This is a genomic window from Pandoraea pneumonica, from assembly GCF_049918595.1.
Taxonomy (GTDB): Bacteria; Pseudomonadota; Gammaproteobacteria; order Burkholderiales; family Burkholderiaceae; genus Pandoraea; species Pandoraea pneumonica_A.
In genome coordinates, this window is the sequence record NZ_JBNCRZ010000001.1 from 273,812 (window position 1) to 297,866 (window position 24,055).

General features: G+C 62.6%; 20 protein-coding genes. 12 read left to right on the plus strand and 8 right to left on the minus strand.

Annotation, left to right across the window (positions count from 1 at the left end):
- Window positions 1-54 precede the first annotated feature (54 nt).
- Window positions 55-267, plus strand: coding sequence for a DUF2783 domain-containing protein (locus tag ACPWR9_RS01320; RefSeq protein WP_426312514.1), 213 nt, complete (start codon window positions 55-57; stop codon window positions 265-267).
- Between the two features lie 75 nt (window positions 268-342).
- Here the strand turns inward: ACPWR9_RS01320 and ACPWR9_RS01325 are convergent, their stop codons facing one another.
- A complete protein-coding gene (locus tag ACPWR9_RS01325; protein ID WP_426312515.1) occupies window positions 343-1,143 on the minus strand; it encodes an IclR family transcriptional regulator in 801 nt (266 codons plus the stop codon).
- 365 nt (window positions 1,144-1,508) lie between these two features.
- Between ACPWR9_RS01325 and ACPWR9_RS01330 the strand changes: the two genes are divergently transcribed.
- The 3 genes from ACPWR9_RS01330 (at window position 1,509) to pcaF (ending at window position 4,163) form a co-directional block, all read left to right on the plus strand.
- Entirely contained in the window at window positions 1,509-2,186 is a 678-nt protein-coding gene (locus ACPWR9_RS01330; RefSeq protein ID WP_426312516.1) for a 3-oxoacid CoA-transferase subunit A, read from the plus strand.
- A 32-nt stretch (window positions 2,187-2,218) separates the two neighbouring features.
- Window positions 2,219-2,869 (plus strand): 3-oxoacid CoA-transferase subunit B, encoded by a 651-nt coding sequence (locus ACPWR9_RS01335; protein ID WP_426312517.1) that lies wholly within the window; start codon window positions 2,219-2,221, stop codon window positions 2,867-2,869.
- A 91-nt stretch (window positions 2,870-2,960) separates the two neighbouring features.
- Window positions 2,961-4,163 (plus strand): 3-oxoadipyl-CoA thiolase, encoded by a 1,203-nt coding sequence (pcaF, locus tag ACPWR9_RS01340; protein WP_426312518.1) that lies wholly within the window; start codon window positions 2,961-2,963, stop codon window positions 4,161-4,163.
- A 199-nt stretch (window positions 4,164-4,362) separates the two neighbouring features.
- Here pcaF and leuA read toward each other — a convergent pair whose 3' ends face one another.
- A complete protein-coding gene (gene leuA / locus ACPWR9_RS01345; protein WP_426312519.1) occupies window positions 4,363-6,075 on the minus strand; it encodes a 2-isopropylmalate synthase in 1,713 nt (570 codons plus the stop codon).
- A 451-nt stretch (window positions 6,076-6,526) separates the two neighbouring features.
- On the opposite strand from leuA, the gene ACPWR9_RS01350 reads away from it, so the two are divergent.
- Window positions 6,527-7,801 (plus strand): MFS transporter, encoded by a 1,275-nt coding sequence (locus ACPWR9_RS01350; protein ID WP_426312520.1) that lies wholly within the window; start codon window positions 6,527-6,529, stop codon window positions 7,799-7,801.
- Between the two features lie 47 nt (window positions 7,802-7,848).
- Here the strand turns inward: ACPWR9_RS01350 and ACPWR9_RS01355 are convergent, their stop codons facing one another.
- The gene (locus ACPWR9_RS01355) at window positions 7,849-8,322 is read right to left on the minus strand and encodes an Lrp/AsnC family transcriptional regulator (RefSeq protein ID WP_426312522.1); all 474 of its coding nucleotides are present in this window, start codon (window positions 8,320-8,322) and stop codon (window positions 7,849-7,851) included.
- A 333-nt stretch (window positions 8,323-8,655) separates the two neighbouring features.
- Between ACPWR9_RS01355 and hppD the strand changes: the two genes are divergently transcribed.
- From hppD to ACPWR9_RS01375, 4 genes are all read left to right on the plus strand, one after another.
- A complete protein-coding gene (gene hppD, locus ACPWR9_RS01360) occupies window positions 8,656-9,729 on the plus strand; it encodes a 4-hydroxyphenylpyruvate dioxygenase (RefSeq protein WP_426312523.1) in 1,074 nt (357 codons plus the stop codon).
- 188 nt (window positions 9,730-9,917) lie between these two features.
- Window positions 9,918-11,300, plus strand: a complete 1,383-nt coding sequence (locus ACPWR9_RS01365; RefSeq protein ID WP_426312525.1) for an amino acid permease — start codon at window positions 9,918-9,920, stop codon at window positions 11,298-11,300.
- Window positions 11,301-11,445: 145 nt separating this feature from the next.
- Window positions 11,446-12,645, plus strand: coding sequence for an aromatic amino acid transaminase (locus ACPWR9_RS01370; RefSeq protein ID WP_426312526.1), 1,200 nt, complete (start codon window positions 11,446-11,448; stop codon window positions 12,643-12,645).
- A gap of 215 nt (window positions 12,646-12,860) precedes the next feature.
- Complete coding sequence (locus tag ACPWR9_RS01375; protein ID WP_426312527.1) at window positions 12,861-13,580, plus strand: glutathione binding-like protein; 720 nt, start codon at window positions 12,861-12,863, stop codon at window positions 13,578-13,580.
- Between the two features lie 158 nt (window positions 13,581-13,738).
- On the opposite strand, the gene ACPWR9_RS01380 is transcribed toward ACPWR9_RS01375, so the two are convergent.
- The 4 genes from ACPWR9_RS01380 to ACPWR9_RS01395 form a co-directional block, all read right to left on the minus strand.
- Window positions 13,739-14,944: an NAD-dependent formate dehydrogenase gene (locus ACPWR9_RS01380; protein ID WP_426312528.1), complete on the minus strand. Its 1,206-nt coding sequence runs from the start codon at window positions 14,942-14,944 to the stop codon at window positions 13,739-13,741.
- 149 nt (window positions 14,945-15,093) lie between these two features.
- Entirely contained in the window at window positions 15,094-15,600 is a 507-nt protein-coding gene (locus tag ACPWR9_RS01385; RefSeq protein ID WP_426312529.1) for a GNAT family N-acetyltransferase, read from the minus strand.
- Between the two features lie 47 nt (window positions 15,601-15,647).
- On the minus strand, window positions 15,648-16,559 hold the full coding sequence (locus ACPWR9_RS01390) for a LysR family transcriptional regulator (protein ID WP_426312530.1): 912 nt from the start codon (window positions 16,557-16,559) through the stop codon (window positions 15,648-15,650).
- A 162-nt stretch (window positions 16,560-16,721) separates the two neighbouring features.
- Window positions 16,722-19,295 (minus strand): transglycosylase domain-containing protein, encoded by a 2,574-nt coding sequence (locus ACPWR9_RS01395; RefSeq protein ID WP_426312531.1) that lies wholly within the window; start codon window positions 19,293-19,295, stop codon window positions 16,722-16,724.
- Between the two features lie 190 nt (window positions 19,296-19,485).
- On the opposite strand from ACPWR9_RS01395, the gene ACPWR9_RS01400 reads away from it, so the two are divergent.
- The 3 genes from ACPWR9_RS01400 (at window position 19,486) to ACPWR9_RS01410 (ending at window position 23,261) form a co-directional block, all read left to right on the plus strand.
- Complete coding sequence (locus ACPWR9_RS01400; protein ID WP_426312532.1) at window positions 19,486-20,187, plus strand: OmpW/AlkL family protein; 702 nt, start codon at window positions 19,486-19,488, stop codon at window positions 20,185-20,187.
- Window positions 20,188-20,385: 198 nt separating this feature from the next.
- On the plus strand, window positions 20,386-20,883 hold the full coding sequence (locus tag ACPWR9_RS01405; protein WP_426312533.1) for a DUF2946 family protein: 498 nt from the start codon (window positions 20,386-20,388) through the stop codon (window positions 20,881-20,883).
- A 230-nt stretch (window positions 20,884-21,113) separates the two neighbouring features.
- Complete coding sequence (locus ACPWR9_RS01410) at window positions 21,114-23,261, plus strand: TonB-dependent receptor family protein (protein WP_426312535.1); 2,148 nt, start codon at window positions 21,114-21,116, stop codon at window positions 23,259-23,261.
- A 67-nt stretch (window positions 23,262-23,328) separates the two neighbouring features.
- Here ACPWR9_RS01410 and ACPWR9_RS01415 read toward each other — a convergent pair whose 3' ends face one another.
- A complete protein-coding gene (locus ACPWR9_RS01415) occupies window positions 23,329-23,910 on the minus strand; it encodes a cytochrome b (protein ID WP_426330709.1) in 582 nt (193 codons plus the stop codon).
- Window positions 23,911-24,055: the final 145 nt, after the last annotated feature.

Below are 24,055 nucleotides of genomic sequence, written 5' to 3' on the forward strand. Positions count from 1 at the left end.
CAGCACTGATCTGACTCAACGACACACATGAATTCAGCCGGGAGGAGACACCCCATGGCACTCGACACACAACCGCGCCTCACGCGCCCCGACGACTTCTACGAAGCGCTCATCGATATGCATCGTGATCTCGACGACGCACAGAGCCAAGCGGCGAACGCGCAATTGATTCTGCTACTCGCCAATCAGATCGGCGATCACGAGACGTTGCTCTCTGCGATGCAGTTGGCGCGTGCCGGGGCACTGGGCGGCGCAGCGCAGCACTGAAAAAGCGCGCAGAAAAACCCAGGGGGCGTTCGCATGGCGACGCCCCGTGGGTTATTGCGATGTTCCGGCTTCGGCTTACACCACCACCATCTGCGAAATCTTCTGGGCCGCCTGTTGCAGCGGCGCCAGAAACTTCGTCTCCATCTCGGCCGCCGACGTCCGGTTTGCCTGACCGCTAACGTTCATCGCGGCGATCACCTGCCCTGCCCGATTCCGGATCGGCGCGGCAATCGAGATCAAGCCCTCCTCCAACTCCTGATCGACCACCGCCCAACCCTGCGCGCGCACTTGCAGAATTCGTTCGCGCAGCGCGTCGACATCCGTGAGCGTGCGGCGCGTGTGCTGACGAACGTCGGCCCGGCGTAATGCCGCGTCGAGTTCATCGTCGGGCAACGCCGAGAGCATCACCCGGCCCATCGACGTGCACCATGCCGGAAGTCGGCTGCCGATCGACAAGTTGATCGACATCACCTTGCGCACGGGCACACGCAGCACATAGACGATGTCGTCGCCATCGAGCACCGAAGCCGAGCTGCTCTCCTGCACCTGCTGGACGAGCGCCTCCATGAACGGCTCGGCCAGATTCCACAGCGGCATCGACGTCAGATACGAAAAGCCCAGATCGAGAATGCGCGGCGTCAGGCGAAACAACCGCCCCTCGCTGCGGACGTAGCCCAGCGCTTCCAGTGTCAGCAGAATGCGCCGCGCACCGGCGCGAGTCAGGCCGGACGCTTGCGCCACTTCGGAGAGCGTCTGCGCCGGACGGGCGGCATTGAACGCCTTGACGACCGCGAGCCCGCGCGCGAACGACTGCACATATGAGTCGCCCGGCTTCTTCTCGGTCGGATCGCTGGATTCGTTCGGCACAGATGTCATGGACAGGAGATTGGCTAGTTTTGTGGTGACTGCTGGCGCCCGTGTGCCGGATACCTCGGCACCACGCGCACGCAGACGGCAAGCGTAAAGGATTTGCGCGAGCGGTTCCACCGTGCGCCCAACGTCCGGTACGCACCGTCTCACCCCACGGCTCTGCCCCGCCCCCCTGTCTTGACGCACGACAACGGAAGGCTTACGCTGTTCTTATAGCGAATATTTGTTCGCTATAAGAACATTGTGAACCAGACGATGCCGCCGGACAAGACGTCATCGCCACGAGACATCCCAAAACGGACGGCAAGCCCACCCAGCCATTGCGCCGGGCGCAGCGCAAGCCGTTCGATGGAACTGCCCAGGAGGCACGTGTGATCAACAAGATTTACGATTCGCTCGCCAGCGCGGTCGCCGGTGTGCATGACGGCGCCACGATCATGATCGGCGGCTTTGGCAACGCCGGTATGCCCTCGGCGCTCATCGATGCGCTGATCGAACAAGGCGCGCGCGACCTGACCATCGTCAACAACAACGCGGGCAACGGCGAAACGGGCCTGGCCGCGCTCCTCAAAGCGGGCCGCGTGCGCAAGATCATTTGCTCGTTCCCACGTCAAACCGACTCGCAGGTGTTCGACGCGCTCTACCGCGCGGGCAAAATCGAACTGGAACTGGTGCCGCAGGGCAATCTGGCCGAGCGCATTCGTGCCGCAGGCGCAGGGATCGGCGGTTTCTTCACGCCGACGGGCTACGGCACGCTGCTCGCCGAAGGTAAGGAAACGCGCGTGATCGACGGCAAGCCGTATGTGCTCGAATCGCCGATTCATGCGGACTTTGCGCTGATTAAGGCACTCAAGGGCGACCGCTGGGGCAATCTGGTGTATCGCAAGACCGCCCGCAACTTCGGCCCGATCATGGCGACCGCCGCGAAGTGCGCCATCGTTCAGGTGAGCGAAGTCGTGGAATTGGGCGAGCTCGATCCGGAAGCCGTGGTCACGCCCGGCATCTTCGTCCAACGTATCGTCGCGGTGCCCAGCACCTCGCGCGCTTGACGATCCCTCGTCCCCTATTCCGGAGCTACGACATGAACCGACTGACCCGCGACCAAATGGCCGCCCGCGTCGCCCAGGATATTCCCGACGGCGCTTATGTGAACCTCGGCATCGGCTTGCCTACCGCAGTGGCCAACCACCTGCCTGCCGAGAAGGAAATCATTCTGCAAAGCGAGAATGGCGTGATCGGGATGGGCCCGGCGCCCGCCAAGGGTGAAGAGGATGAAGACCTCATCAACGCCGGCAAGCAACCCGTCACGCTCAAACCGGGTGGCGCCTACTTCCACCACGCCGACTCGTTCGCGATGATGCGCGGCGGTCACCTCGACTTTTGTGTGCTGGGTGCTTTCCAAGTCTCGAAGACGGGCGACCTCGCCAACTGGCACACGGGTGCGCCCGACGCCATCCCTGCTGTGGGCGGCGCGATGGATCTGGCCACCGGCGCCAAGCAAGTGTTCGTGATGATGGAACATCAAACGAAGCAAGGCGAAAGCAAGATCGTCGACGCCTGCACGTACCCGCTCACGGGCGTGGGCTGCGTGACGCGCATCTACACGGATCTGGCCGTCATCGACGTGACGCCTGAAGGGCTGCGCGTGCGCGACATGGTCGAAGGCCTGTCGTTCGACGAGCTGGAACGCCTGACCGGTGTGACGCTACTGCCGTCGCCGGCCGTCGCCTGATACCTGTATTGCACACCATCGCCGGGAGATTCCCGGCGATTTGCATTGTTCGACGCGAATTCGAAATCCCCCTATTCGGTGAGGTAGACAAATGAGTGAAGTCTTTATCTGCGACGCAATCCGTACCCCGATCGGCCGCTACGGCGGTGCCCTCTCGTCGGTGCGTGCCGACGATCTCGGCGCGGTGCCCCTCAAAGCGCTGATGGCGCGCAATGCCAACGTGGACTGGACGCAAGTCGACGACGTGATTTACGGCTGCGCAAATCAGGCGGGTGAAGACAACCGCAACGTGGCCCGCATGTCGGCGTTGCTCGCCGGGCTGCCGCAGGACGTGCCGGGTGCCACGATCAACCGCTTGTGCGGTTCGGGCATGGATGCCATCGGCACCGCCGCGCGCGCGATCAAAGCGGGCGAAGCGGGTTTGATGATTGCCGGCGGTGTCGAGAGCATGAGCCGTGCGCCGTTCGTGATGGGCAAGGCAGCTAGCGCGTTTTCGCGTCAGGCGGAAATTTACGACACGACGATCGGCTGGCGCTTCGTCAATCCGCTCATGAAAGCGCAATACGGCGTGGATTCGATGCCCGAGACGGGCGAGAACGTGGCGACGGAATTCGGTATCAGCCGCGAAGATCAGGATCGCTTTGCGGTGCGCTCGCAAGAGAAGGCCGCGCGTGCACAAGCGAACGGCACGCTGGCGGAAGAAATTACGTCGGTGTCGATCGCACAGAAGAAGGGTGAAGCGATTGTGGTGGATCGCGACGAGCATCCGCGTGCCACCAGCATGGAAGCGCTTGCCAGACTCAAGGGCGTGGTACGCCCTGATGGGACCGTGACCGCCGGTAACGCTTCTGGCGTCAACGACGGCGCCTGCGCACTGCTGTTAGCAGACGAGGCGAGTGCGGCACGTTTTGGCCTCGTGCCACGCGCCCGGATTCTGGGCATGGCAACGGCAGGCGTAGCACCGCGCATCATGGGCATCGGTCCGGCTCCCGCAACGATCAAACTGTTGGCGCGGCTCGGCATGTCGCTCGATCAGTTCGATGTGATCGAACTCAACGAAGCGTTTGCGAGCCAGGGCCTGGCCGTACTGCGTCAGCTGGGTGTGGCTGACGACGACCTGCGCGTCAATCCGAACGGTGGCGCCATTGCGCTGGGCCATCCGCTCGGCATGAGCGGCGCACGTCTGGTCACGACGGCGATGTATCAACTGAAGCGCTCGGGTGGCCGCTTCGCGCTGTGTACGATGTGCATTGGGGTCGGCCAAGGCATCGCTATCGCCATCGAGGCGGTGTAATCGGGCAAGCCCGTCATTCCGCCTGTTTTCTGTGGCCGGGGCGGTCGCACGACACTGGGTAAGTGCCGTCGCGCCGCGCCGGTGTCGGGCTCGCACGATCAGTGCGCCGCCCGACACGTCTGCCTCAAATTCCCTTCCGAACTACGTGTCTCCTCAGTGCCTGCCTGAGATTTCTGTGTGTTCTGCGTGACTTCGCGCGTCAGACGGCTTTGGCGACATCGCGCATCACCGCGTCGAAGAACGTTGCCTTCGCGTCGTCTTCGCTACGGGCATAAGCACGGTTGATGCCGCTGATGACCGCGCGGATCGACGCCGTCGTGAGATTCACATCGATGCCCACGCCGAACGCGCTGCCAACGATCGTCTCGCCTGCCATTTCCGCAATCGCGATGGCACGGGCATCGGCCCCTTGGGTCAGCGCACGTTCTTCGTAGTGCTGAACACGAACCGGCGTGCGCATGGCATTCATCAGCGCGTCGAGCGGACCGTTACCGGCACCCGAGACAGTCGTGCGTTGACCGTGAATATCGATGGTCACCGCGATGTGCTGACGGCCGTCGCGCTCCGAGAGCGAGTGGCCCACATAGGCGACCGGTGCGGCGGCTTCCACGTATTCCTTTTGGAACAACTGCCAGATTTGCGATGCCGTGACTTCGGCGCCGGTCTCGTCGGTGTAGCGCTGCACGGCCGAACTGAAGTCGACTTGCAGACGGCGCGGCATTTGCACGCCGTACGATTGTTCGAGCAAATAAGCGATGCCGCCCTTACCCGACTGGCTATTCACGCGAATGATCGAGTCGTAGGTACGGCCCAGGTCGCTCGGGTCGATCGGCAAGTACGGCACTTCCCAGAAGGCGTCCGCTTTTTGCGCGGCGAGGCCCTTCTTGATGGCGTCCTGATGCGAGCCGGAGAACGCGGTGAACACGAGATCGCCAACGTACGGGTGACGCGGGTGCACCGGCAGTTGCGTGCATTCTTCCGACGTACGCGCAATTTCGTTGATGTTCGAGAAATCGAGGCCCGGGTCCACGCCTTGCGTGTAGAGGTTCAACGCGAGGGTCACGAGGTCGACGTTACCGGTGCGCTCGCCGTTGCCGAACAAGCACCCTTCGATACGATCGGCCCCGGCCATCACGGCCAACTCGGCAGCGGCCACCGCCGTGCCACGGTCGTTGTGCGGGTGAACCGAGAGGATCAGCGAATCGCGATGCTTGAGGTTGCGGTGCATCCACTCGATCTGGTCGGCGTAGTAGTTCGGCGTGCCGATTTCAACGGTGGCGGGCAAATTGACGATGCACTTATGGTCCGGCGTCGGCTGCCATACGTCGAATACCGCGTCGCAGACTTCCTTCGCGAAATCGAGTTCGGTACCGGTGAACGTCTCCGGGCTGTATTGCAACGTCCAACGCGTATCGGGGGCGGCATCGGCGCAACGCTTGATGGTCTTGGCGGCAGCCACGGCCAGCGCTTTCACACCCGGCTGATCGAGGTTGAAGACGATGCGGCGGAATTCCGGCGCGGTGGCGTTGTACAGGTGAACGATGGCGCGGGGTGCGCCCTTGAGGGCTGCGAACGTGCGTTCGATGAGATCGTCACGCGCTTGCGTGAGGACTTCGATGGTGACGTCGTCGGGAATGTGACCGCCTTCGATCAGTTCGCGCACGAAGTTGAAATCGGTCTCGGAGGCGGACGGGAATGCGACTTCGATTTCCTTGAAACCAATCGCGACGAGCGTCTTGAACATGCGCATCTTGCGCTGGGCGTCCATCGGCTCGAACAGTGCCTGATTGCCGTCGCGCAGGTCGGTGCTCATCCAGATCGGGGCACGCGTGATGGTGCGGCTCGGCCACTGTCGGTCAGGGATGTTGACCGGAGTGAAGGCGCGGTATTTGGTAGCTGGGTTGTTCAACATGGCGTTGTCTCGATTGTCGGAAAAGTGGCAACCGGACGACGCTTGAGCGCAAAAAAGCTACGACCTCCGGTTGGATGAACCGGGGCTCAGATCGGCGTAACTGGGGAAAATCAGCGGTGCTTCAGAGGAAATTCAGACGATGCACGCGCGCAGCAACGGACCAAGCCCGGTGGAGCGGGCTAGTAGTCGTAGCGAGAGGGAGAATTGCGCGGTGATCATGTTTGCGATGAAAACACAGTTATTCCTGCGCTGTCAACTATCGGCTGTTATCTCGTGATAATCCCTGCACGGCGGCTTCGGCGAGCCTTGGTTGCCGCTCTGGGCCGATTCCGATAATGTGCGGGCTTATGGGATAACCGAAGGTCAGCCTCGAAACCCGACGGATCGATACGTTCAACCGTCGCACCAATCCCGGTGTCACGCGGTGCGTGTCATGACATCGGAGTCTGTCTTGGCTTCCCCGCTTTCGTCATCGGCCTCATCGTCGGCATCAGCGCCCGCCGCGTCATCTGCCACCTCCGGCACGCCTGTGCCAACCACTTCATCACCGCACAGCGTCGCCAAGGTCTGGTGGCTCGCGCTCACCGTGTTTCTCGTGGGTATCGACGAAAACATCTGCATCGGTATCCTGCCCGCGATCTCGCAAGGGCTCGGCGTCTCGATGGCGTCCGCCGGGCAACTCACCACCGTCTTCTCCACTGTCTTTGCGCTGTGGGCCTTCACGATGGCCGCGTGGCTCTCGCGACACGCGCGACGCCGGGCATTAATCGTCGCACTCGTGGTGTTCTCGCTCAGCAATCTCGCCGCCGCAGCCGCACCGGCGGGGGTGCCAGGTTATGCCGCGCTATTCGTCGCGCGCATGGCGATGGCCGCCAGTTGCGCCACCATCGTGCTGCTCTGCTCCCGGCTCGCGACTGAGATCACGCCGCCCGAGTTTCACGGGCGCGCGGTGGGCATCATTTTCATGGGGATCAGCGGATCGTTGGTGCTCGGTGTGCCGCTTGGCATGACGCTCGAACACTGGGCCGGATGGCGTGCGGTGTTCGCAGTGATCGGCTTGATCAGTGCGCCGCTCATTCTCGTGCTCTGGCGCGTCTTACCGCTTACGCATCCTGCGACAGTGATGACGCTGCGCGCCTACGTGAACGCCTTGGCCCAACCCCGCCTGCTCGCGGCACAAGGTGTGTCGATTGCCATGCTCGCCGGGCACTTCACGCTGTTCGCGTATCTCGCGCCGTACCTCCAAACCACCCTCGCCCCATCGCCTGACGGCTTGAGCCTGCTCTTCCTTGCTTTCGGTGTGGCAGGCGTATGCGGTGCATGGGTCGGCGGCTGGGGCTCGGACCGCGCGGGTGCCGCGCGGGCGTTGCTCGGGTGCCCGCTGCTATTTCTCGTGACCATGGCGTGCGTGCCGCTCGCCGCCAAGCTGGGGGCCGATAGCGCGTGGCACGTGGCGGTATTTATCGGCGCAATGATGGTGTGGGGCAGCCTGTCGTGGTCGATCTCGCCGGTAGTGCAGAACTTTCTGATTCGCAGCGCGCCGCAGGAAGCCGATGCCAATGTCGGCGTGAATGTGGCGGCGATGCACGTCGGCGTGGCGCTTGGCGCTGGCGTCGGTGGCGCGCTTGTCGATGGGCGTGCACTCACGCTCACCCCATGGGTCGGATGCACGCTCGTTGCGGTAGCCGTAGCGCTGGCGGCATTTGCGGTTCGCGCGCGCCACTAGTCGCCGCCAGCCGCCGCGGCGGCGGCACCCAGGCCGCTTTCGCCCGCTCAAGACGCCAGTGGTACCGCAGACGTACACTTGATTTCGTCGAGACAGACGCTCGACTTGACGGCGCTCACACCCGGAATGCGCATCAGTGTATCGAGCAGAAATTCGGACAACGCCTTCAGATCGCGCGCCACGACCTTCAGTACGTAGTCGATATCGCCGGTCACGGAAAAGCACTCCTGTATCTGCGCCAGCTCCGCGACCAGTCCCTTGAAGTTCGACAGGTCACGGATATGCCCACGCTCCATCGTCACGTGCACGAAGGCCACGACGCTAAAGCCCAGCCGCTGCGCGTCGAGCCGGGTGTCGTAGCCTTTGATCACGCCCAGCTCCTCCAACCGTCGGTGTCGGCGCAGCGTTTGCGCCGGCGACAGCTTGATGGCTTCGGCCAGTTCCAGATTCGAAATCCGTCCTTGCGACTGCAAAATCGCCAGCAACCGTACGTCGATCCGATCGATCTCGATGTTATGCACTTTCCTTTCCTCCGGCGCCTCGACGGAGAAATATTAATGCATAACCTAGGGTTTCCCTATGGCTTTTACGAAATCCTATTTTGCGGTGACGCACTTACACTGACCGCCTCAAATCGATGCAGTGCACGCGCGACGGTAGGCCAATGGCCAGTACCACGCAGGTTTCGGGAATCAAAACGGCGGGGAGTGAAATCCCGACCGGGCGGTCAGCGATCCACAATTTAATTGCGCTTCGAGACACGTCCGCGAAATCCGGCGTCCGAGACCCTGCGCTCAACCCTCGGGCGAAGCACGCATCCAACGAAACATTCACCTCACAAAGCCGAGACGATCATGGCCGACCTGTTTGACAACCCGATGCAATTGATGGGCTTCGAATTCGTGGAATTCGCGTCGCCCACCCCGAACGTGCTCGAACCGATCTTCGAGCAGATGGGCTTCACGCTCGTGGCCCGCCATCGCTCGAAAGACGTGGTGCTTTATCGTCAGGGCGAGGTCAACTTCATCGTCAACCGCGAGCCGAACAGCCCGGCCGCGTATTTCGCCGCCGAACACGGCCCGAGCGCCTGCGGCATGGCGTTCCGCGTGAAGGATTCGCACCAGGCCTACGCCCGTGCACTGGAACTCGGCGCCCAGCCGGTCGAAATCGCCACTGGCCCGATGGAACTGCGTCTGCCGGCAATCAAGGGCATCGGCGGCGCACCGCTGTATCTGATCGACCGCTTCGAAGAAGGCAAGTCGATCTATGACATCGACTTCGAATTCATCGAAGGCGTCGATCGTCATCCGGTCGGCCACGGCCTGCGCCTGATCGACCACCTGACGCACAACGTATATCGCGGCCGTATGTCGTTCTGGGCGAACTTCTACGAGAAGCTGTTCAACTTCCGCGAAATTCGCTACTTCGACATTTCGGGCGAATACACCGGCCTGGCCTCGAAGGCCATGACCGCGCCGGATGGTAAAATCCGCATCCCCCTGAACGAAGAATCCGCCAAGGGCAGCGGCCAGATCGAAGAGTTCCTGATGGCCTTCAACGGCGAAGGCATTCAGCACATTGCCTTCCTGACCGACGACCTGATTCAGGTCATCGACAATCTGCAAATGGCCGGCGTCCCGCTCATGACGGCACCGAACGACTTCTACTACCAGGCGCTGGAAACGCGTCTGCCGGGTCACGGCCAGCCGGTCGGTGAACTGAAGTCGCGCGGCATTCTGCTCGACGGCACGACCGAAGACGGCAAGCCGCGTCTGCTGCTCCAGATCTTCTCGAAGACCCTGCTCGGTCCGGTGTTCTTCGAGTTCATCCAGCGCCGGGGCGACGACGGTTTCGGCGAAGGCAACTTCAAGGCACTGTTCGAATCGCTCGAGCGCGACCAGATCGAGCGGGGCACGCTCAAGGTCTGAGTCCAGGGGAGACGACCGGCGCCTCGTGCGCCGGGATGACGGTCACCTCTCGCGGGGTGACCACCAAGGACACGGCAGCGGTGTCATAAGCACCGCGCTGTGGCGGCTCAACGCCTCCGGTCCGTTCACACCGAACGGAAACAGAGAGGCGCGCCGCATGGCATCGAAGGTAGGGTAAGGAAGAGAACATGTCCGCCAATGCAGCACAAGAAGGCTCGCTCCACCGCGGCCTGAAGAATCGTCACATTCAATTGATCGCCCTCGGTGGCGCGATCGGCACCGGGCTCTTTCTCGGCATCGCCCAAACTATCAAAACCGCTGGACCCTCCGTACTGCTCGGCTACGCCATTGCGGGTATCGTCGCGTTTTTCATCATGCGGCAACTCGGTGAAATGGTCGTCGACGAGCCCGTAGCCGGCTCGTTCAGTTACTTCGCCAACAAGTATTGCGGCCAGTTCGCGGGCTTCGTCTCCGGCTGGAACTACTGGGTGCTGTACATCCTCGTGTCGATGGCCGAGCTCTCTGCCGTGGGCATCTACGTGCAGTACTGGTGGCCGGCGATTCCCACGTGGGTCTCGGCGCTCGTGTGCTTCGGCATCATCAACGCCATCAACCTCTCGAGCGTGAAGTCGTACGGCGAGATGGAATTCTGGTTCGCCATCATCAAGGTCGCCGCGATTGTCGGCATGATCGGGTTCGGCGGCTACCTGCTCTTCTCGGGCAACGCCGGCCCCGACGCCAGCGTGGCCAACCTGTGGCAACACGGCGGGTTCTTCCCGAACGGCGTTTCCGGGTTGGTGATGGCCATGGCCGTGATCATGTTCTCGTTCGGTGGTCTCGAACTGGTGGGCATCACGGCCGCGGAAGCCGACGATCCGTCGCGCACCATTCCGCGCGCGACCAATCAGGTGATCTACCGCATTCTGATTTTTTACGTCGGCGCCCTCGGCGTGCTGCTCTCGCTGTATCCGTGGGAAAAGGTCGTCTCCGGCGGCAGCCCGTTCGTGCTGATCTTCCATGAACTGAACAGCAACTTCGTCGCCAACGTGCTCAACGCCGTGGTGCTCACCGCTGCCCTCTCGGTCTACAACAGCGGCGTGTATTGCAACAGCCGCATGCTCTACGGTCTGGCCGGTCAGGGCAACGCCCCGCGCGCCCTGCTCAAGGTCAATGCCCGTGGCATTCCGCTCGCCGCGCTTGGCGTGTCGGCAGCGGCCACCGCCGTGTGCGTGGTGATCAACTACTTCATGCCGGGCAAGGCGTTCGAACTGCTGATGGGGCTGGTCGTCTCGGCGCTCATCATCAACTGGGCCATGATCAGCGTGATCCATCTGGTCTTCCGCCGCGCCAAGGCGCGTGCCGGGGAAACCACGCTCTTCAAGAGCCTCTGGTACCCGTTCACGAACTATCTGTGTCTGGCGTTCCTCGGCGGCATTCTGGTCGTGATGTACCTGATTCCGGACCTGCGCATCTCGGTCTATCTGATCCCGGTGTGGCTGGTCGTGCTGACCATCGGTTACCGCATCCGGCAGAAACGCGCGGCGGCCGGCGTGCCGGCAACGGCTCACTGACACAGCGTCCCCGGCGACTCCCCCGCGCGCGCGTCGCGCGGGGCATACACGGGGGTGCCGCACTAGCGGTATCATCATCGTTTGCGGTCGTCCGCCTGCCTGTTTCCCGTTTCGCTGACTCTCTCCCGTTATTCCAGGAACTGCCATGTTCGAACATATCGATGCCTATCCCGGTGACCCGATCCTCTCGCTCAACGAGAATTTCGCGAAGGACGCCCGCACCAACAAGGTCAACCTGAGCATCGGCATCTATTACGACGACGATGGCCGTCTGCCGGTCATGCAGGCCGTGCGCCAGGCCGAAGCGCTGCTGCTCGCCGAAGTGGGTCCGAAGCCGTACCTGCCGATGGCCGGCTTCGCCAACTATCGTGACGCGGTGCAGGCCCTCGTGTTCGGCGACGATTCGCCCGCACGCACCGAAGGCCGTATTGCCACGGTGCAAACGCTGGGCGGTTCGGGTGCCCTCAAAGTGGGTGCCGACTTCATCAAGCGTTACTTCCCGGACGCGCAGGTGTGGGTGAGCGACCCCACGTGGGACAACCACCGCTTCATCTTCGAGCGCGCCGGTTTCACCGTGAATACGTATCCGTATTACGACGAAGCCACGGGCGGCCTGCAATTCGAAGCGATGGTCGACGCCATCGACAAGCTGCCCGCCCGCAGCGTCGTGCTGCTGCACGCTTGCTGCCACAACCCGACCGGTGTGGATCTGAACGACGCGCAGTGGGTGCAGGTGATCGATGTGCTCAAGAAGCGCGAACTGCTGCCCTTCGTCGACATGGCCTATCAGGGCTTCGGCTCGGGTCTGGACGCTGATGCGTTCGTGATTCGCGAACTGGCCCGCCAAGGTGTGCCGGCGTTCGTTGCCAACTCGTTCTCGAAGAATTTCTCGCTGTACGGCGAGCGTTGCGGCGGCCTGTCGGTGATTTGCGAATCGGGCGAAGCGGCCGATCGCGTGCTGGGTCAGTTGACGAGCGCCGTGCGTTCGAACTACAGCAACCCGCCGACCCATGGCGCGAAGATCGTGGCCAAAGTGTTGAGCACGCCGGAACTGCGCAAGTCGTGGGAAGACGAGCTCACGCAAATGTGCCAGCGCATCACGCGCATGCGCGGCGCGATTCACGAAGGCCTGCGTGGTCACGTGCCGGACACCATGCTCTCGCGCTATCTGGAGCAACGCGGCATGTTCACGTACACCGGCCTGTCGGCGGCACAAGTCGACACGCTGCGCGACGAGTACGGCGTGTATCTGATTCGCTCGGGCCGCATGTGTGTCGCCGGCCTGAACGAGAAGAACGTCGGCGTGGTGGCACAAAGCATCGCCAAAGTGCTGAACAACGCCTAATCACGCGTCGGTCAGCCCGCAGCGGTACAAACGAAGGGACGGCAAATGCCGTCCCTTTGTCGTTTCACGCCCCCGAACGGCACGATGCCGCCCGACGCGGCCTCCTCTGCTGCCTCTCCTGCCCCGTCAGCAAGCCTTTTCACTTGGCGTTATATTGGCTGTCCTGCGGCGATAAGCGCCGCCAAACCCGAACGTCTCTGAACGCATCGATCCCCATGACTGCCCCGTCCGCCGATTTGTCTCAGTTCCCGATCACCCGCAAGTGGCCTGCTGCCCATCCCGAGCGTCTGCAACTGTATTCGCTGCCTACGCCCAACGGCGTGAAGGTGTCGATCATGCTCGAAGAGATCGGCTTGCCCTATGAGGTGCATCTCGTCAGCTTCCAGACCGACGACCAGCTCACGCCCGAATTTCTGTCGCTGAACCCGAACAACAAGATTCCCGCGATCCTCGATCCGAACGGCCCCGACGGCAAGCCGCTGCCGCTGTTCGAGTCGGGTGCCATTCTCTGGTATCTGGCCGAGAAGACCGGCAAACTGCTGCCCGCCGATCCGGCAGCACGTTACGAGACGCTGCAATGGCTGATGTTCCAGATGGGCGGCATCGGTCCGATGTTCGGGCAACTGGGCTTCTTCCATAAGTTCGCTGGCAAGGACTATGAAGACAAGCGTCCGCGCGACCGCTACGTGAACGAGTCCAAGCGTCTGCTCGCCGTGCTCGACGCGCATCTGGCCAACCGCACGTGGCTCCTCGGCGACGAGTACACGATTGCCGACATCGCCACGTTCCCGTGGGTGCGCAATCTCGTCGGCTTCTACGAGGCGGGCGATCTGGTCGAGTTCGCGCAGTTCAAGAACGTCAAGCGTGTGCTCGACGCGTTCGTTGCGCGTCCGGCCGTGGTACGCGGACTTGATATTCCGAAGCGCCCGGCCTGAAGCCAAAGCGCTTAGCGCAGCAAAAAAAGGGCCGGTGCATCCGTGAGGATGACCGGCCTTTGAACGAGACAGGGCTCGAGGAGATACTGCCCTGCCGGACGTCGACCGACGACCCGGCAGGTACTGCGGGAAGCAACTGCGAAAAACCTTTGACGTGATTACGCCGACTTCTTGAAGCGAGCGGCCTCTTCCGAACCGCCCGTGGCGTTGCCTGCGCTGTACGAGTGCGCGCCCACGCCAGCCAGCTTGCCGCCTTGCACGATCAGGTACTCGTTACGAATCGGCTTGTTCTCGAAGTAGCACTCCAGAATTTCTCGCGTACCGGCGGCGTAGCGCGCTTGCGCCGACAGGCTCGTGCCCGAGATGTGCGGCGTCATGCCATGGTGCGGCATGTGGCGCCACGGGTGATCGGCCGGTGCCGGTTGCGGGAACCACACGTCGCCGCCGTAGCCGGCGAGTTGACCGCTTTCCAGCGCCGCTGCCACTGCATCGCGATCGCACAGCTTGCCGCGTGCCGTGTTGATCAAGTACGCGCCGCGCTTGAAGTGCTTCAGGCTGTCGGCGTTGATCATGTGTTCCGTTTCCGGGTGCAGCGGGCAGTTCAGCGTGACGACGTCGCACACCTTCGTCAGGCTTTCCAGACTCGTGTGGTGCGTGAGGTTGAGTTCCTTCTCGACCGATTCCGGCAGACGGTGGCGATCGAGATAGTGCAGATGCGTGCCGAACGGCTTCATCAGGCGCAGTACACGCAAGCCGATGCGACCGGCTGCCACCGTCCCCACGTGCATGCCTTCCAGATCGTACGAGCGCGACACGCAATCGGCGATGTTCCAGCCGCCCTTGAGCACCCATTGATACGACGGCAGGTAGTTGCGAACCAGCGCGAGCGTGGTCATCAGCACGTGTTCGGCCACGCTATTGCTATTGCAATACGTGACTTCCGCCACCGTGATGCCGTGTTCCATCGCCGCTTGCAAATCGGTGTGATCCGAGCCGATACCGGCCGTCACGATCATCTTGAGTTTCTTTGCGCGCTTGATGCGCTCTGCCGTCATGTACGCCGGCCAGAACGGCTGTGAGATCACGATTTCCGCATCGGCGAGTTCGCGGTCGAGCACGCTGTTGTCGCCGTCTTTGCTCGACGTCACGACCAGTTGGTGGCCGTTCGATTCGAGATACTTGCGCAGGCCCAGCTCGCCCGACACGCTGCCCAGCAGAGCGCCCGGCTGGAAGTCGATGCCCTTGGGCGTCGGCAGGGTCTGACCGTCGGGGTAGCACTCGATCTTCGGCAGATCGTCGCGGGCGTAGGTCTTGGGATATCCGGTGACGGGATCGTCGTACAGTACACACACAATCTTGGCCATGATGTCTCGCTCCTGAGGTTGTTGTCTGCGTGGGCGACGCATGGTGTCGTCGCTGCATTGAGGCCAATGATCGGGGTATCGCACACCGATGGAAAATCGTTAAGACCGATCGGTTGATCGGTCCGGCCTATCAAACTCAGGAGGAAACGTCAGGCGGTGGCGTTGAACGCGTCGTGGTATTGCACGGTGCCTGACGGCGTCGAACCGTCGAGCGATAGCGTTTGGAAATACTCGGGCGGCACAGCGGGCAGGACAACGCTGGGAACGGCGACAAACCCGAAGCGTCCGTAGTACGCCGGGTCGCCGAGTACGACGCATCCCGCCGCACCGTGCTCGCGCAATGCGTCGAGCGCCGCGTGCATCAAGCGGCTGCCGATGCCTTGACCTTGCCGGTCAGGCGCGACGGAAATCGGCCCGAGGCCATACCAGCGAGCGCTGCCATCGGAGATCGTGACCGGCGATACCGCCACATGCCCCACGATGGCATCGTCCTCAAGCGCTACGAGCGATACCGTCAGTTGGTCCGCGCGGCGCAGCGCATTCACGATGAATTGCTCAGTGTGATCGGTATGGGGCGCATTGAGAAACGCTGCGGTTGTCAGCGCTTCGATCGCAGCCGCGTCGGCGGCGGTTTCGTTACGAATTTGGAGTGTCATGCGCTGAATTGTAGGGGCTTGTCAGCGACATGGCACTGCGGCAACCGCTACGCAGGCAACAGCGCGTCCAAGCGCGCCTGCAAATCCACCGACCGGAACGCGGCGACAGCCGCTTCCAACAACGGGGGCCGCGGCTGACGCTCCCGCAGAATCAGCCCGATCTCGCGATGCAATGCAGGCTGCAACGGCACGGCGTGCAATTCGTCGCGCATCTCTGCCAGACACAACACGCTATGCGGCACGATGCTGTACAGCCCTGCGCAACGCACATGGGCGTAAAGCGCCATCAGCGAATCGGTCTCGACACGGGGAGACGCGGACGTCCCCGCGCGCGCCAACGCCGCATCGATTCCCTGGCGGCACTGCATATTGCTCGTGAGCAGGCAAAGCGGCAGCTTCGCCGCTTCATGCCACGAGAGCGTGGTGCGCCCCGCCAGCACCGTCTCATCGCGTGCGATCAGCACATAGCGTTCGCGAAACAACGGGATGGTCTCGAATTCACGCAGTCGAGGATCGTCGAGATAGCTCAGCCCCACATCCAGATCGAGTTCGGCAAGCTGACGCAGTGCCTGTGTGGCGGAGAGCGTGTAGACCTCGTGCCGCATGCCGGGGAAGTCGCGCAGACACGCGTCGGTGAGTAGCGGCACGAGCGGCAGCGCGGTGGGAATGGCACCGATGCGCAGGCATCCCGCGACTTCGCGGCGGCTGGCACTGGCCTCTTGCCGCAACCCTTCGCAGTCGGCCAACACCTGACGCGCCCACGCCAGCACGCGCTCGCCTTCGGGCGTAAAGCCTTCGAAGCGGCGGCCACGCCGCACGATGGGTAGCCCAAATTCCTCCTCAATGCTGCGAATCGCGCCCGACAACGTGGGCTGCGACACATTGCACAACTCGGCCGCACGGCGGAAATGCTGCGCTTGCGAGAGCGCCACGAGATAACTCAACTGCCGGATAAACATGGCCTGCGTCCTCCCCCACGATGTGGCCGGGGAGGCGTGTCACATCCCCGTTATATCGCCATGAATATAGCGCATGAGCAGACGTGGCAGTCATGAGAATCCGGCATAACTGTTATGGCAATTTGGTTCGGCCGGGCATGCCAGAGATGGCACCCGGCCGTCTTACTGGGCGGACGCCGGGGCGGGAACGACTTGCGTTGGCGGTGCGACCGGCACCGGCACCGGCGACGTAGACGGGAACTGCGAAGGCGAAGGCGGTACGCCTGATGTCGCGCCCGGACCGTCCCATTCACCCGGCACCCCGGGGATGGTGTTCCCATGCGGTGTCGCTACGGCAGAACCCGCATCTGGTTGGGCCAGCACCGCCGAAGCCACCGGCACCGGTAGCGGGCCGTCGTTGTGTGTTGCGCTGGCCGCGTCGGGGGCCGGTTGAGATGACGAAGACGTGGGTGCAGGCGCCGCTTGCCGTTTCACCGCCGCCTTCGGTTTATGTTCCGGCTCGGGCTTCTTGGCGAAAAGCGCGCTCACCCAGTCGCTCGCACGCGTCCACCAGTCGCTGTACCAATGATGATTGTCCGGCGCTTCGAAGCGCGCATTCGGATCGATCAGCTTCGCGCGCAGCGCCCGCGAGAACACATCGCCGACGATCGGCAACGCACTATGCGCGCCCTGCCCCCAGTAATCGCTGCGCAACGTGATACGGCTGTCGTTGAAGCCTACCCACGCACCGGCGACCAGCTGCGGTTGCATCAGGATGAACCAGCCGTCGGCATTGTCTTGCGTCGTGCCGGTCTTGCCTGCCACGTCCGCACGAATGCCGAAGCGCGTGCGAATCGCGTTGCCGGTACCGCGATTGATCACACCGCGCATGGTGTCGAGCAGCGTGTAGTCATCGGCTTCCGAGAGCGCCCGCTCGGCACGCGCGGGGGAGAACGTGGCCAACACGTCGCCTTCGCTGTTCGTGATCTCGGTGACCATCGTCGGCTCGCGGTACTCGCCGCCATCGGCAATCGTGCCGTACGACGCCACCATTTCTTTGAGCGACACGGGGCTCGTGCCGAGTGCGAGCGACGGCACCGGATCGAGCTTGCTCTCGCGCACACCCATCGCGCGCGCCAGACCCACGACGCGTGACGGTCCTACCTCTTGCATCAACTGCGCAGTGACCGTGTTACGCGATTGTGCGAGCGCATCGCGCAACGCCATCGGCTTGTTGGTCGGCGCGGTATCGTCGCTCGGCCGCCAGATTTCGCCACCTGCCAGCGGAATTTCGACGGACTGGTCGACGATGGTGTCCTCCGGCTTCGCCCCCTTGATGAAGGCCGCACCATACACGAAGGGCTTGAACGTCGAGCCCGGCTGACGGCGGGCTTGTTGCACGTGATCGAATGGATCGATGGTGAAGTCGCGGCTACCCACCCATGCGCGAATCGAGCCGGTGCGCGGGTCGATCGCAAGGAAGCTGGCCTGCACGCGCGTCTTGGTCGTGCGCAGGTTTTGCATGAAGGCCTTGTCGGCGAGCAGGCGCTTCATCGCGGCCTCGGGTGCCTCGCCACCGGCTACCGCGTTGCGGTACTCGGCGGACTCACGCACGAAAGACTGCACCAACGCCGTGCTATCACGCCAGCCGCCGCGTGCCGACCAATTCGCGTCGGCAATGCCCTGTAATTGGTTCGCCTGACGCGTGAGCGCCTGCGTCGCCATCGACTGGAGACGCGAGTCGATGGTGGTGTGCACCACAAGGCCGTCCGAGTAGATGTTGTAGTCGTTGCGATCCGCCCAGCCGATCAGCCACTTGCGCAATTGCTGGGCGAAGTGAGGCGCAGGGCCAGGCTCTTCCGTCTGACGCTCGAAGTTGACGCGAAGCGGTCGCTTTTGCAGTGCCGCGAGTTTCGACGCATCGAGATCGCCGTACTTCACCATCTGCGCGAGTACGGTATTGCGGCGTTGCAATGCGCGCTCCGGGTTGATCACCGGGTTGTAATAACTGTTGCCCTTCAACATGCCGACGAGCGTGGCGGCTTCGACCACATCGAGCTGATCGGCCGACTTATCGAAATAGGTGCGCGCGGCCATCTCGATCCCGTACGCGTTGTACAGAAACGGCACGGTGTTGAGGTACGTCTCGAGAATCTCTGGCTTGGTGTACAACGCCTCGATCTTGAGCGCGGTGATCGCTTCCTTGAGCTTGCGCGTGAGCGTCGGCGCACGGCCGATCTCGTCGGGATACAGATTGCGGGCGAGCTGTTGCGTAATGGTGGAGCCGCCCTGCCGATTCCCCGAGAACGTGTGCAGCGCCGCCGAAGCGGTGCGTTTCAGATCGATGCCGTGGTGTTCGTAAAAACGATGGTCTTCCGTCGATACCAGCGCTTTCACCACGTTGGGCGACACATCCTTTAACGCCACCCATTCCCGGTTGGAGGGCCGGAATTCGGCGAGCAGTTTGCCGTCGGCCGAGAGCACCTGCGCAGGCTGGTCGACCTTCGCACGGCGAATATCGCGAATACCCGGTGTGAACGGAATCAGGATGAGCGTGTAGGCGATGAACAGCGCTGGGACGGCGGCGATGGCGATCAGCACGCCGCGTCGCGTGGGATGACGCACATGGTGCCAGGCGCGCGCCGCGAGCGGTTGCAAGCGTTGCAGGACGGATTGCAGCAGAGGTTGCAGCAGACGAATAGCGTGCCGGCCCGCTTGGGCGATGGCATGCAGCAGCGACGAAATCAAGCGCTTCACGATGGGGCAACGCGTGGCAAAGTCCGCATCCTACCAAAACGGGGAGGCTGGCCGACGCTTATCCGCCACAAATACGCGACAGTTTGTCGCACTGCCGACAGGCGTTTTCGCGCGCTTGATGCGCGTCAAGTCTGCGCCATGTCAGCACTTCTACCATCGGTCGTGCTCACTCACGACTTTGGAAATCATCATGAAGCACTCCCTCGGCGCCACGGCCATCGCAGCCGCACTCGTCGCCGGTGCCACGTTTTTCAGCACCGGCGCTTCGGCACAGGCTACCGACACCGCGCCCGCCAATGCGCCGCAAGAAAAGACCTTCGGCTTCATCAAGGACAGTTCGCAGGGCATTTACGCCGGTGACATTCTTGCGCGCGTGCGCGCCATCGGCATCCTGCCCGACTCGCACGCGAGCGGCAGTGTGCTGCCGACGCTCGGCGTCACGGTCAATAACGCCATCGTGCCCGAGCTCGACTTCACCTACATGATTCTCGACAACGTGGGGGTCGAACTGATTCTCGGCATGTCGCGCCATCAACTCACGTCCAACCTGGGCCATCTCGGTGGCGTGAACGTACTGCCGCCGACGCTTCTGCTGCAATACCACTTCAACCACGCGGGCAAGGTGCGTCCGTACGTCGGTGCCGGTATCAACTACACGCGCTTCTGGAACAGCAATCTCAACGCGGGCGGCACGCCGATTTCGATCAAGAACCACAGCGTCGGCCCGGCGCTGCAAGCGGGTGTCGACATTCAGATGACGAAGAACCTGTTCTTCAACATCGACATCAAGAAAATCTGGATGAAGACCGATACGTCGCTGGCCGGAACCGATCTCGGCACGCTGCATATCGACCCGCTGATCGTCGGTGTCGGTGTGGGGATGAAGTTCTGACATTCGCCCCATCATTCGGCCTCGAAATTCGAACCAGTACCACGGCACGATCTCCCGATTCGTGCCGAGTTCCGCGCACGATGCGTCAAATTGTCGCGTCCTCCCTACATGAGAACGCAAAACATTTACGCGTCGTGACGGCAGCCCCTACAATGCCTGCTTCCCTGAACGCACTCTTTACGTAACTTCGGCCCAGGCATGCGCAAGCTCCGTCAGCATCGCGTCGCAATCGGGATCGCCTTGCTGGCGATCCTGCTGGCAGCGCTCATGCCGGCGATTGCGCAATGGCGTGCGGCCATGCAGAAGGACCCGTTCGCGGTCTACTGCACGGTACAGGGCACGCAAGCGGCGCTGGGCAACAACAGCGCACCGCGCGCCGAAGCGCAGCGCGACCCGGCACACGATGGCCATAGCGGCCACGACGATGCCCAGGCCCCGCCCGTCACGGGCAAAGCCACCAGCCTGCACAGCGAACATAGCGGCCCGGACCATTCGCTGGCGTCTGCCGAACACTGGGAAAAGTGCGGTTATTGCACGCTCTGGGCGCATCAGCCGCTCGTCGCCTCTCATTTTCTTACCCCCCCGACTGCCGCGCCGACAGGCATCGCCGACGCCCCCCGCGTGCTGGTGCCCTACTATCCGCGCGCCCGCTTCTCTGCCGCACTGGCGCGCGCGCCGCCCTCTCTGATCGTCTGATCGCTCCGCTTCCAGCTCACCGGCTCGCCGCTGGTTAGCTGTGATTTGCGCATTTCCGATTCCGCCGTTTCGCTTGCGTCCTGTGCGCCTATGTCGCCCATGGTCGGCATGCGCGCGTTCGTACGTTCGTACGCTGGCGCACACGGCAATCCAGACCATCAAGCGAGCGCTATATGCGTCACACGCGTCACACGCGCCATACACGCTATACGCTCGCCAGAGAGACACTCATGCTACGTCCTATCACACAGAAGCCGTTGCAAACGGCCATCGCGCTCGCCCTCGCTTCGCTGGGCAGTCAAGCACACGCGTTCACTGCCGACGCGTCGGCGACAGGCGCGGCGTCCACGCCGCTCATGCTCTCGCAGGCCCCCGCCGCCCCGGTTGCTGCGTTGCCCGCGACGAACGTCACGGCACCGGCCGAGTCGCTGACCTCGCCCAGCGTCGAAGAACAGAAGGCCAATCTGTTTCAGACCGCAGGCTCGGTCGGCTTCGTCGATTCGGAGTCGTATCAGAACACCTACGCTTTCAACCTGCGCGATGTGCTCAAGGACAGCCCCGGCGTCTACGTGCAAAACCGTTACGGTCAGGAACTTCGCCTGTCGATTCGCGGCTCGGGCATTGCGCGCGGCTACCACGTGCGTGGCCTCGACATCCTGCAAGACGGCATTCCCACGAACCTCGCCGACGGCAGCGGCGACTACTACCAGATCGACCCGCTCGGTCTGCGCTCGACCGAAATTTACAAAGGTGGCAACGGCCTCGCCTATGGTGCAACCACGCTCGGCGGCGCGCTGAATTTCGTCACGCCGACGGCCTACACCGCCGAGGCACCGAATCAATTCCGCATCGACGGCGGCAGCTTCGGCAACGTGCGCGCGAGCGGTCAGATGTCGCGCATTTTCGGGCCACTCGACGCCCTCGCCACGATCACCGTCAATCGCGCCGACGGTTACCGCGATCACGATAAAGGCACCTACGCGCAGTTCAACGCCAACGTCGGCTACAAGTTCTCGCCGCGCGTCGAAACGCGTTTCTTCTTCGGCGCTTATATCGTCGATCAGAAACTCCCCGGCTCGCTCTCGCTGTTCGACGCGCTGAACAATCCGACCAAAGCCGCTGCCTCGGCCGTCTCTGGCGATCAGGCCCGCAACACGCGCACCGAACGGCTCGGCAACCTGACGACAATCCGCTTCGATGTCGGCCAGCTCGACATCGCCTCGTGGGTGATTCACAAGAGCCTGTACCACCCGATCTTCCAGGCATTGGATCAAGACGGCTGGACGTATGGCGTCGCACCGCGCTACACCGCCAACCTCACGCTTGCGGGTATGCGCAACGACCTGATCGTCGGCGCGCGCTTCTTCGGCGGTAACACGCAAGCCGACCAGTACGTCAACGTGAACGGCAATCGCGGCGCGCAAACGCTCAACTCGCGACAAAGCGCCTACAACTACGAGGCGTACTTCGAGAACCGCCTGTTCTTCCTGCCGACCGTTGGCCTGATGATCGGCGCCAAGGCGTATCGCGACGTGCGCCAATACGTCGACTATGGTGGCCTGCCGAACGATCCGAACTACCGTTCAACGAGCGCCGCCTACTCGGGCGTGAATCCGAAGATCGGCCTGCTGTGGGAACCGCGTAAGGACGTACAGGCGTTCATCGACGTCACCCGTAGCGCCGACGTGCCCGACTTCACGGACCTGTCGCAGACCTTCGGCGCGACGTCGCGATTCGTGCCGCTCGCGGCGCAGCATGCGTGGACGATTGAAGCCGGTACGCGGGGCAAACTGGGACGCGTGGCGTGGGACTTCACCGCCTACCGCTCGCTCGTGCGCGATCAGTTGCTGCAATACACGACGTCGCCCGATATTCCCGCCTCGACCTTCAACGCGAATAAGACGGTGTTGCAAGGGCTGGAAGTCGGCGCATCGTTCGATCTGTTCAAGGACGTCGTGGCCACCGGCGATCGCATCACGCTCTCGCAAATCTGGAACTACAGCGACTTCCGCTTCCGCAACGACCCGCAGTACGGCAACAACCGTATCGCGGGCGTGCCCACCAACGTGCTGCGCACGACGCTGGGTTACGCGCTGACCAATCGTTTCCAAATTGCGGCATCTCTCGACTGGGTGCCGACGGGCGCTTGGGTCGACTACGCCAATACGATGCGCGTGCCGGGCTACACGCTGATCGGCTTGCAAGCGTCGTATCTCGTGCAGCGCGGTGTCACGTTCTACGTCGACGCCCGCAACCTGACCGACAAGCGCTACGTGTCGGACTTCAGCACAGTGACCGACGCACGCACGGCGAACACCGCCGTGTTCTATCCGGGCGACGGCCGTAGCGTCTTCGCTGGCGTGCGATTCACGTTCTAACCACGGAAGCACGGAAGCACTGACGCTCAGGCGACTCGACGTCTCGTAGGTGCAGACACACTGCGGCTCACATCATGCGCCGCAGTGTGTCGTCACGACGGAAGTAGTGATGCCACAACGCGGCGAGCGCATGCAGCCCGATCACCCAGTAGAACGCGTTACCGATCGTCTCGTGAATTTCCTTGATCGAACGGCGCGTATCGACGTCTTTGCCGATGAACTGCGGTAACGCGATATCCAGCCCCGGAATCGTCAACACGTGACCACCGGCGTTCAGCGTCAGGTAGCCCAACACCGGCTGCGCAAACATGAACACGTAGAGCAGCAAGTGCACCAGCGATGAACTCGTGCGCACGAACCACCCCTGATCGGGCAACGCAGACGGCGCGCCTTTGATCATGCGCCACAGCAGGCGCGGCACGGCCAGCACCAGTACCAACACGCCGGCCCACTCGTGAATCACCATCGATAGCGCACGCGGTGCGCTACCACGCGGCAGATAGCCTTTCGTAATCACCGCGGCATAGGCAATCACGATCAGTAGCGCAATCGCCCAGTGAAAAAAGATAGCGGGCGGCGTATACCGCTCTAGCGGTGTGAGTGCGGCAAGCGAACGGCGCGCCGGATCGGACTTGAGCGCTTTATCCATCGTCGGGGGACTCCTCTTCTGATTACGGCGAAAACATTATGACTTTGCACCTGTGACGCGAAAAGGACGCAATTGTTACTTCAAGTTTCTGATCTAGATTAAGAATCCTCCTCCACACCAACACGTCATCCATGCCGAAAATATG

What these genes read in the sequence shown, in the direction of transcription:
- ACPWR9_RS01320 (WP_426312514.1), top strand. Translation starts at nt 55, where the DNA reads ATGGCACTCGACACACAACCGCGCCTCACGCGCCCCGACGACTTCTAC.
- ACPWR9_RS01325 (WP_426312515.1), bottom strand. Translation starts at nt 1,143, where the DNA reads ATGACATCTGTGCCGAACGAATCCAGCGATCCGACCGAGAAGAAGCCG.
- ACPWR9_RS01335 (WP_426312517.1), top strand. Translation starts at nt 2,219, where the DNA reads ATGAACCGACTGACCCGCGACCAAATGGCCGCCCGCGTCGCCCAGGAT.
- pcaF (WP_426312518.1), top strand. Translation starts at nt 2,961, where the DNA reads ATGAGTGAAGTCTTTATCTGCGACGCAATCCGTACCCCGATCGGCCGC.
- leuA (WP_426312519.1), bottom strand. Translation starts at nt 6,075, where the DNA reads ATGTTGAACAACCCAGCTACCAAATACCGCGCCTTCACTCCGGTCAAC.
- hppD (WP_426312523.1), top strand. Translation starts at nt 8,656, where the DNA reads ATGGCCGACCTGTTTGACAACCCGATGCAATTGATGGGCTTCGAATTC.
- ACPWR9_RS01365 (WP_426312525.1), top strand. Translation starts at nt 9,918, where the DNA reads ATGTCCGCCAATGCAGCACAAGAAGGCTCGCTCCACCGCGGCCTGAAG.
- ACPWR9_RS01370 (WP_426312526.1), top strand. Translation starts at nt 11,446, where the DNA reads ATGTTCGAACATATCGATGCCTATCCCGGTGACCCGATCCTCTCGCTC.
- ACPWR9_RS01375 (WP_426312527.1), top strand. Translation starts at nt 12,861, where the DNA reads ATGACTGCCCCGTCCGCCGATTTGTCTCAGTTCCCGATCACCCGCAAG.
- ACPWR9_RS01380 (WP_426312528.1), bottom strand. Translation starts at nt 14,944, where the DNA reads ATGGCCAAGATTGTGTGTGTACTGTACGACGATCCCGTCACCGGATAT.
- ACPWR9_RS01385 (WP_426312529.1), bottom strand. Translation starts at nt 15,600, where the DNA reads ATGACACTCCAAATTCGTAACGAAACCGCCGCCGACGCGGCTGCGATC.
- ACPWR9_RS01390 (WP_426312530.1), bottom strand. Translation starts at nt 16,559, where the DNA reads ATGTTTATCCGGCAGTTGAGTTATCTCGTGGCGCTCTCGCAAGCGCAG.
- ACPWR9_RS01400 (WP_426312532.1), top strand. Translation starts at nt 19,486, where the DNA reads ATGAAGCACTCCCTCGGCGCCACGGCCATCGCAGCCGCACTCGTCGCC.
- ACPWR9_RS01405 (WP_426312533.1), top strand. Translation starts at nt 20,386, where the DNA reads ATGCGCAAGCTCCGTCAGCATCGCGTCGCAATCGGGATCGCCTTGCTG.
- ACPWR9_RS01410 (WP_426312535.1), top strand. Translation starts at nt 21,114, where the DNA reads ATGCTACGTCCTATCACACAGAAGCCGTTGCAAACGGCCATCGCGCTC.
- ACPWR9_RS01415 (WP_426330709.1), bottom strand. Translation starts at nt 23,910, where the DNA reads ATGGATAAAGCGCTCAAGTCCGATCCGGCGCGCCGTTCGCTTGCCGCA.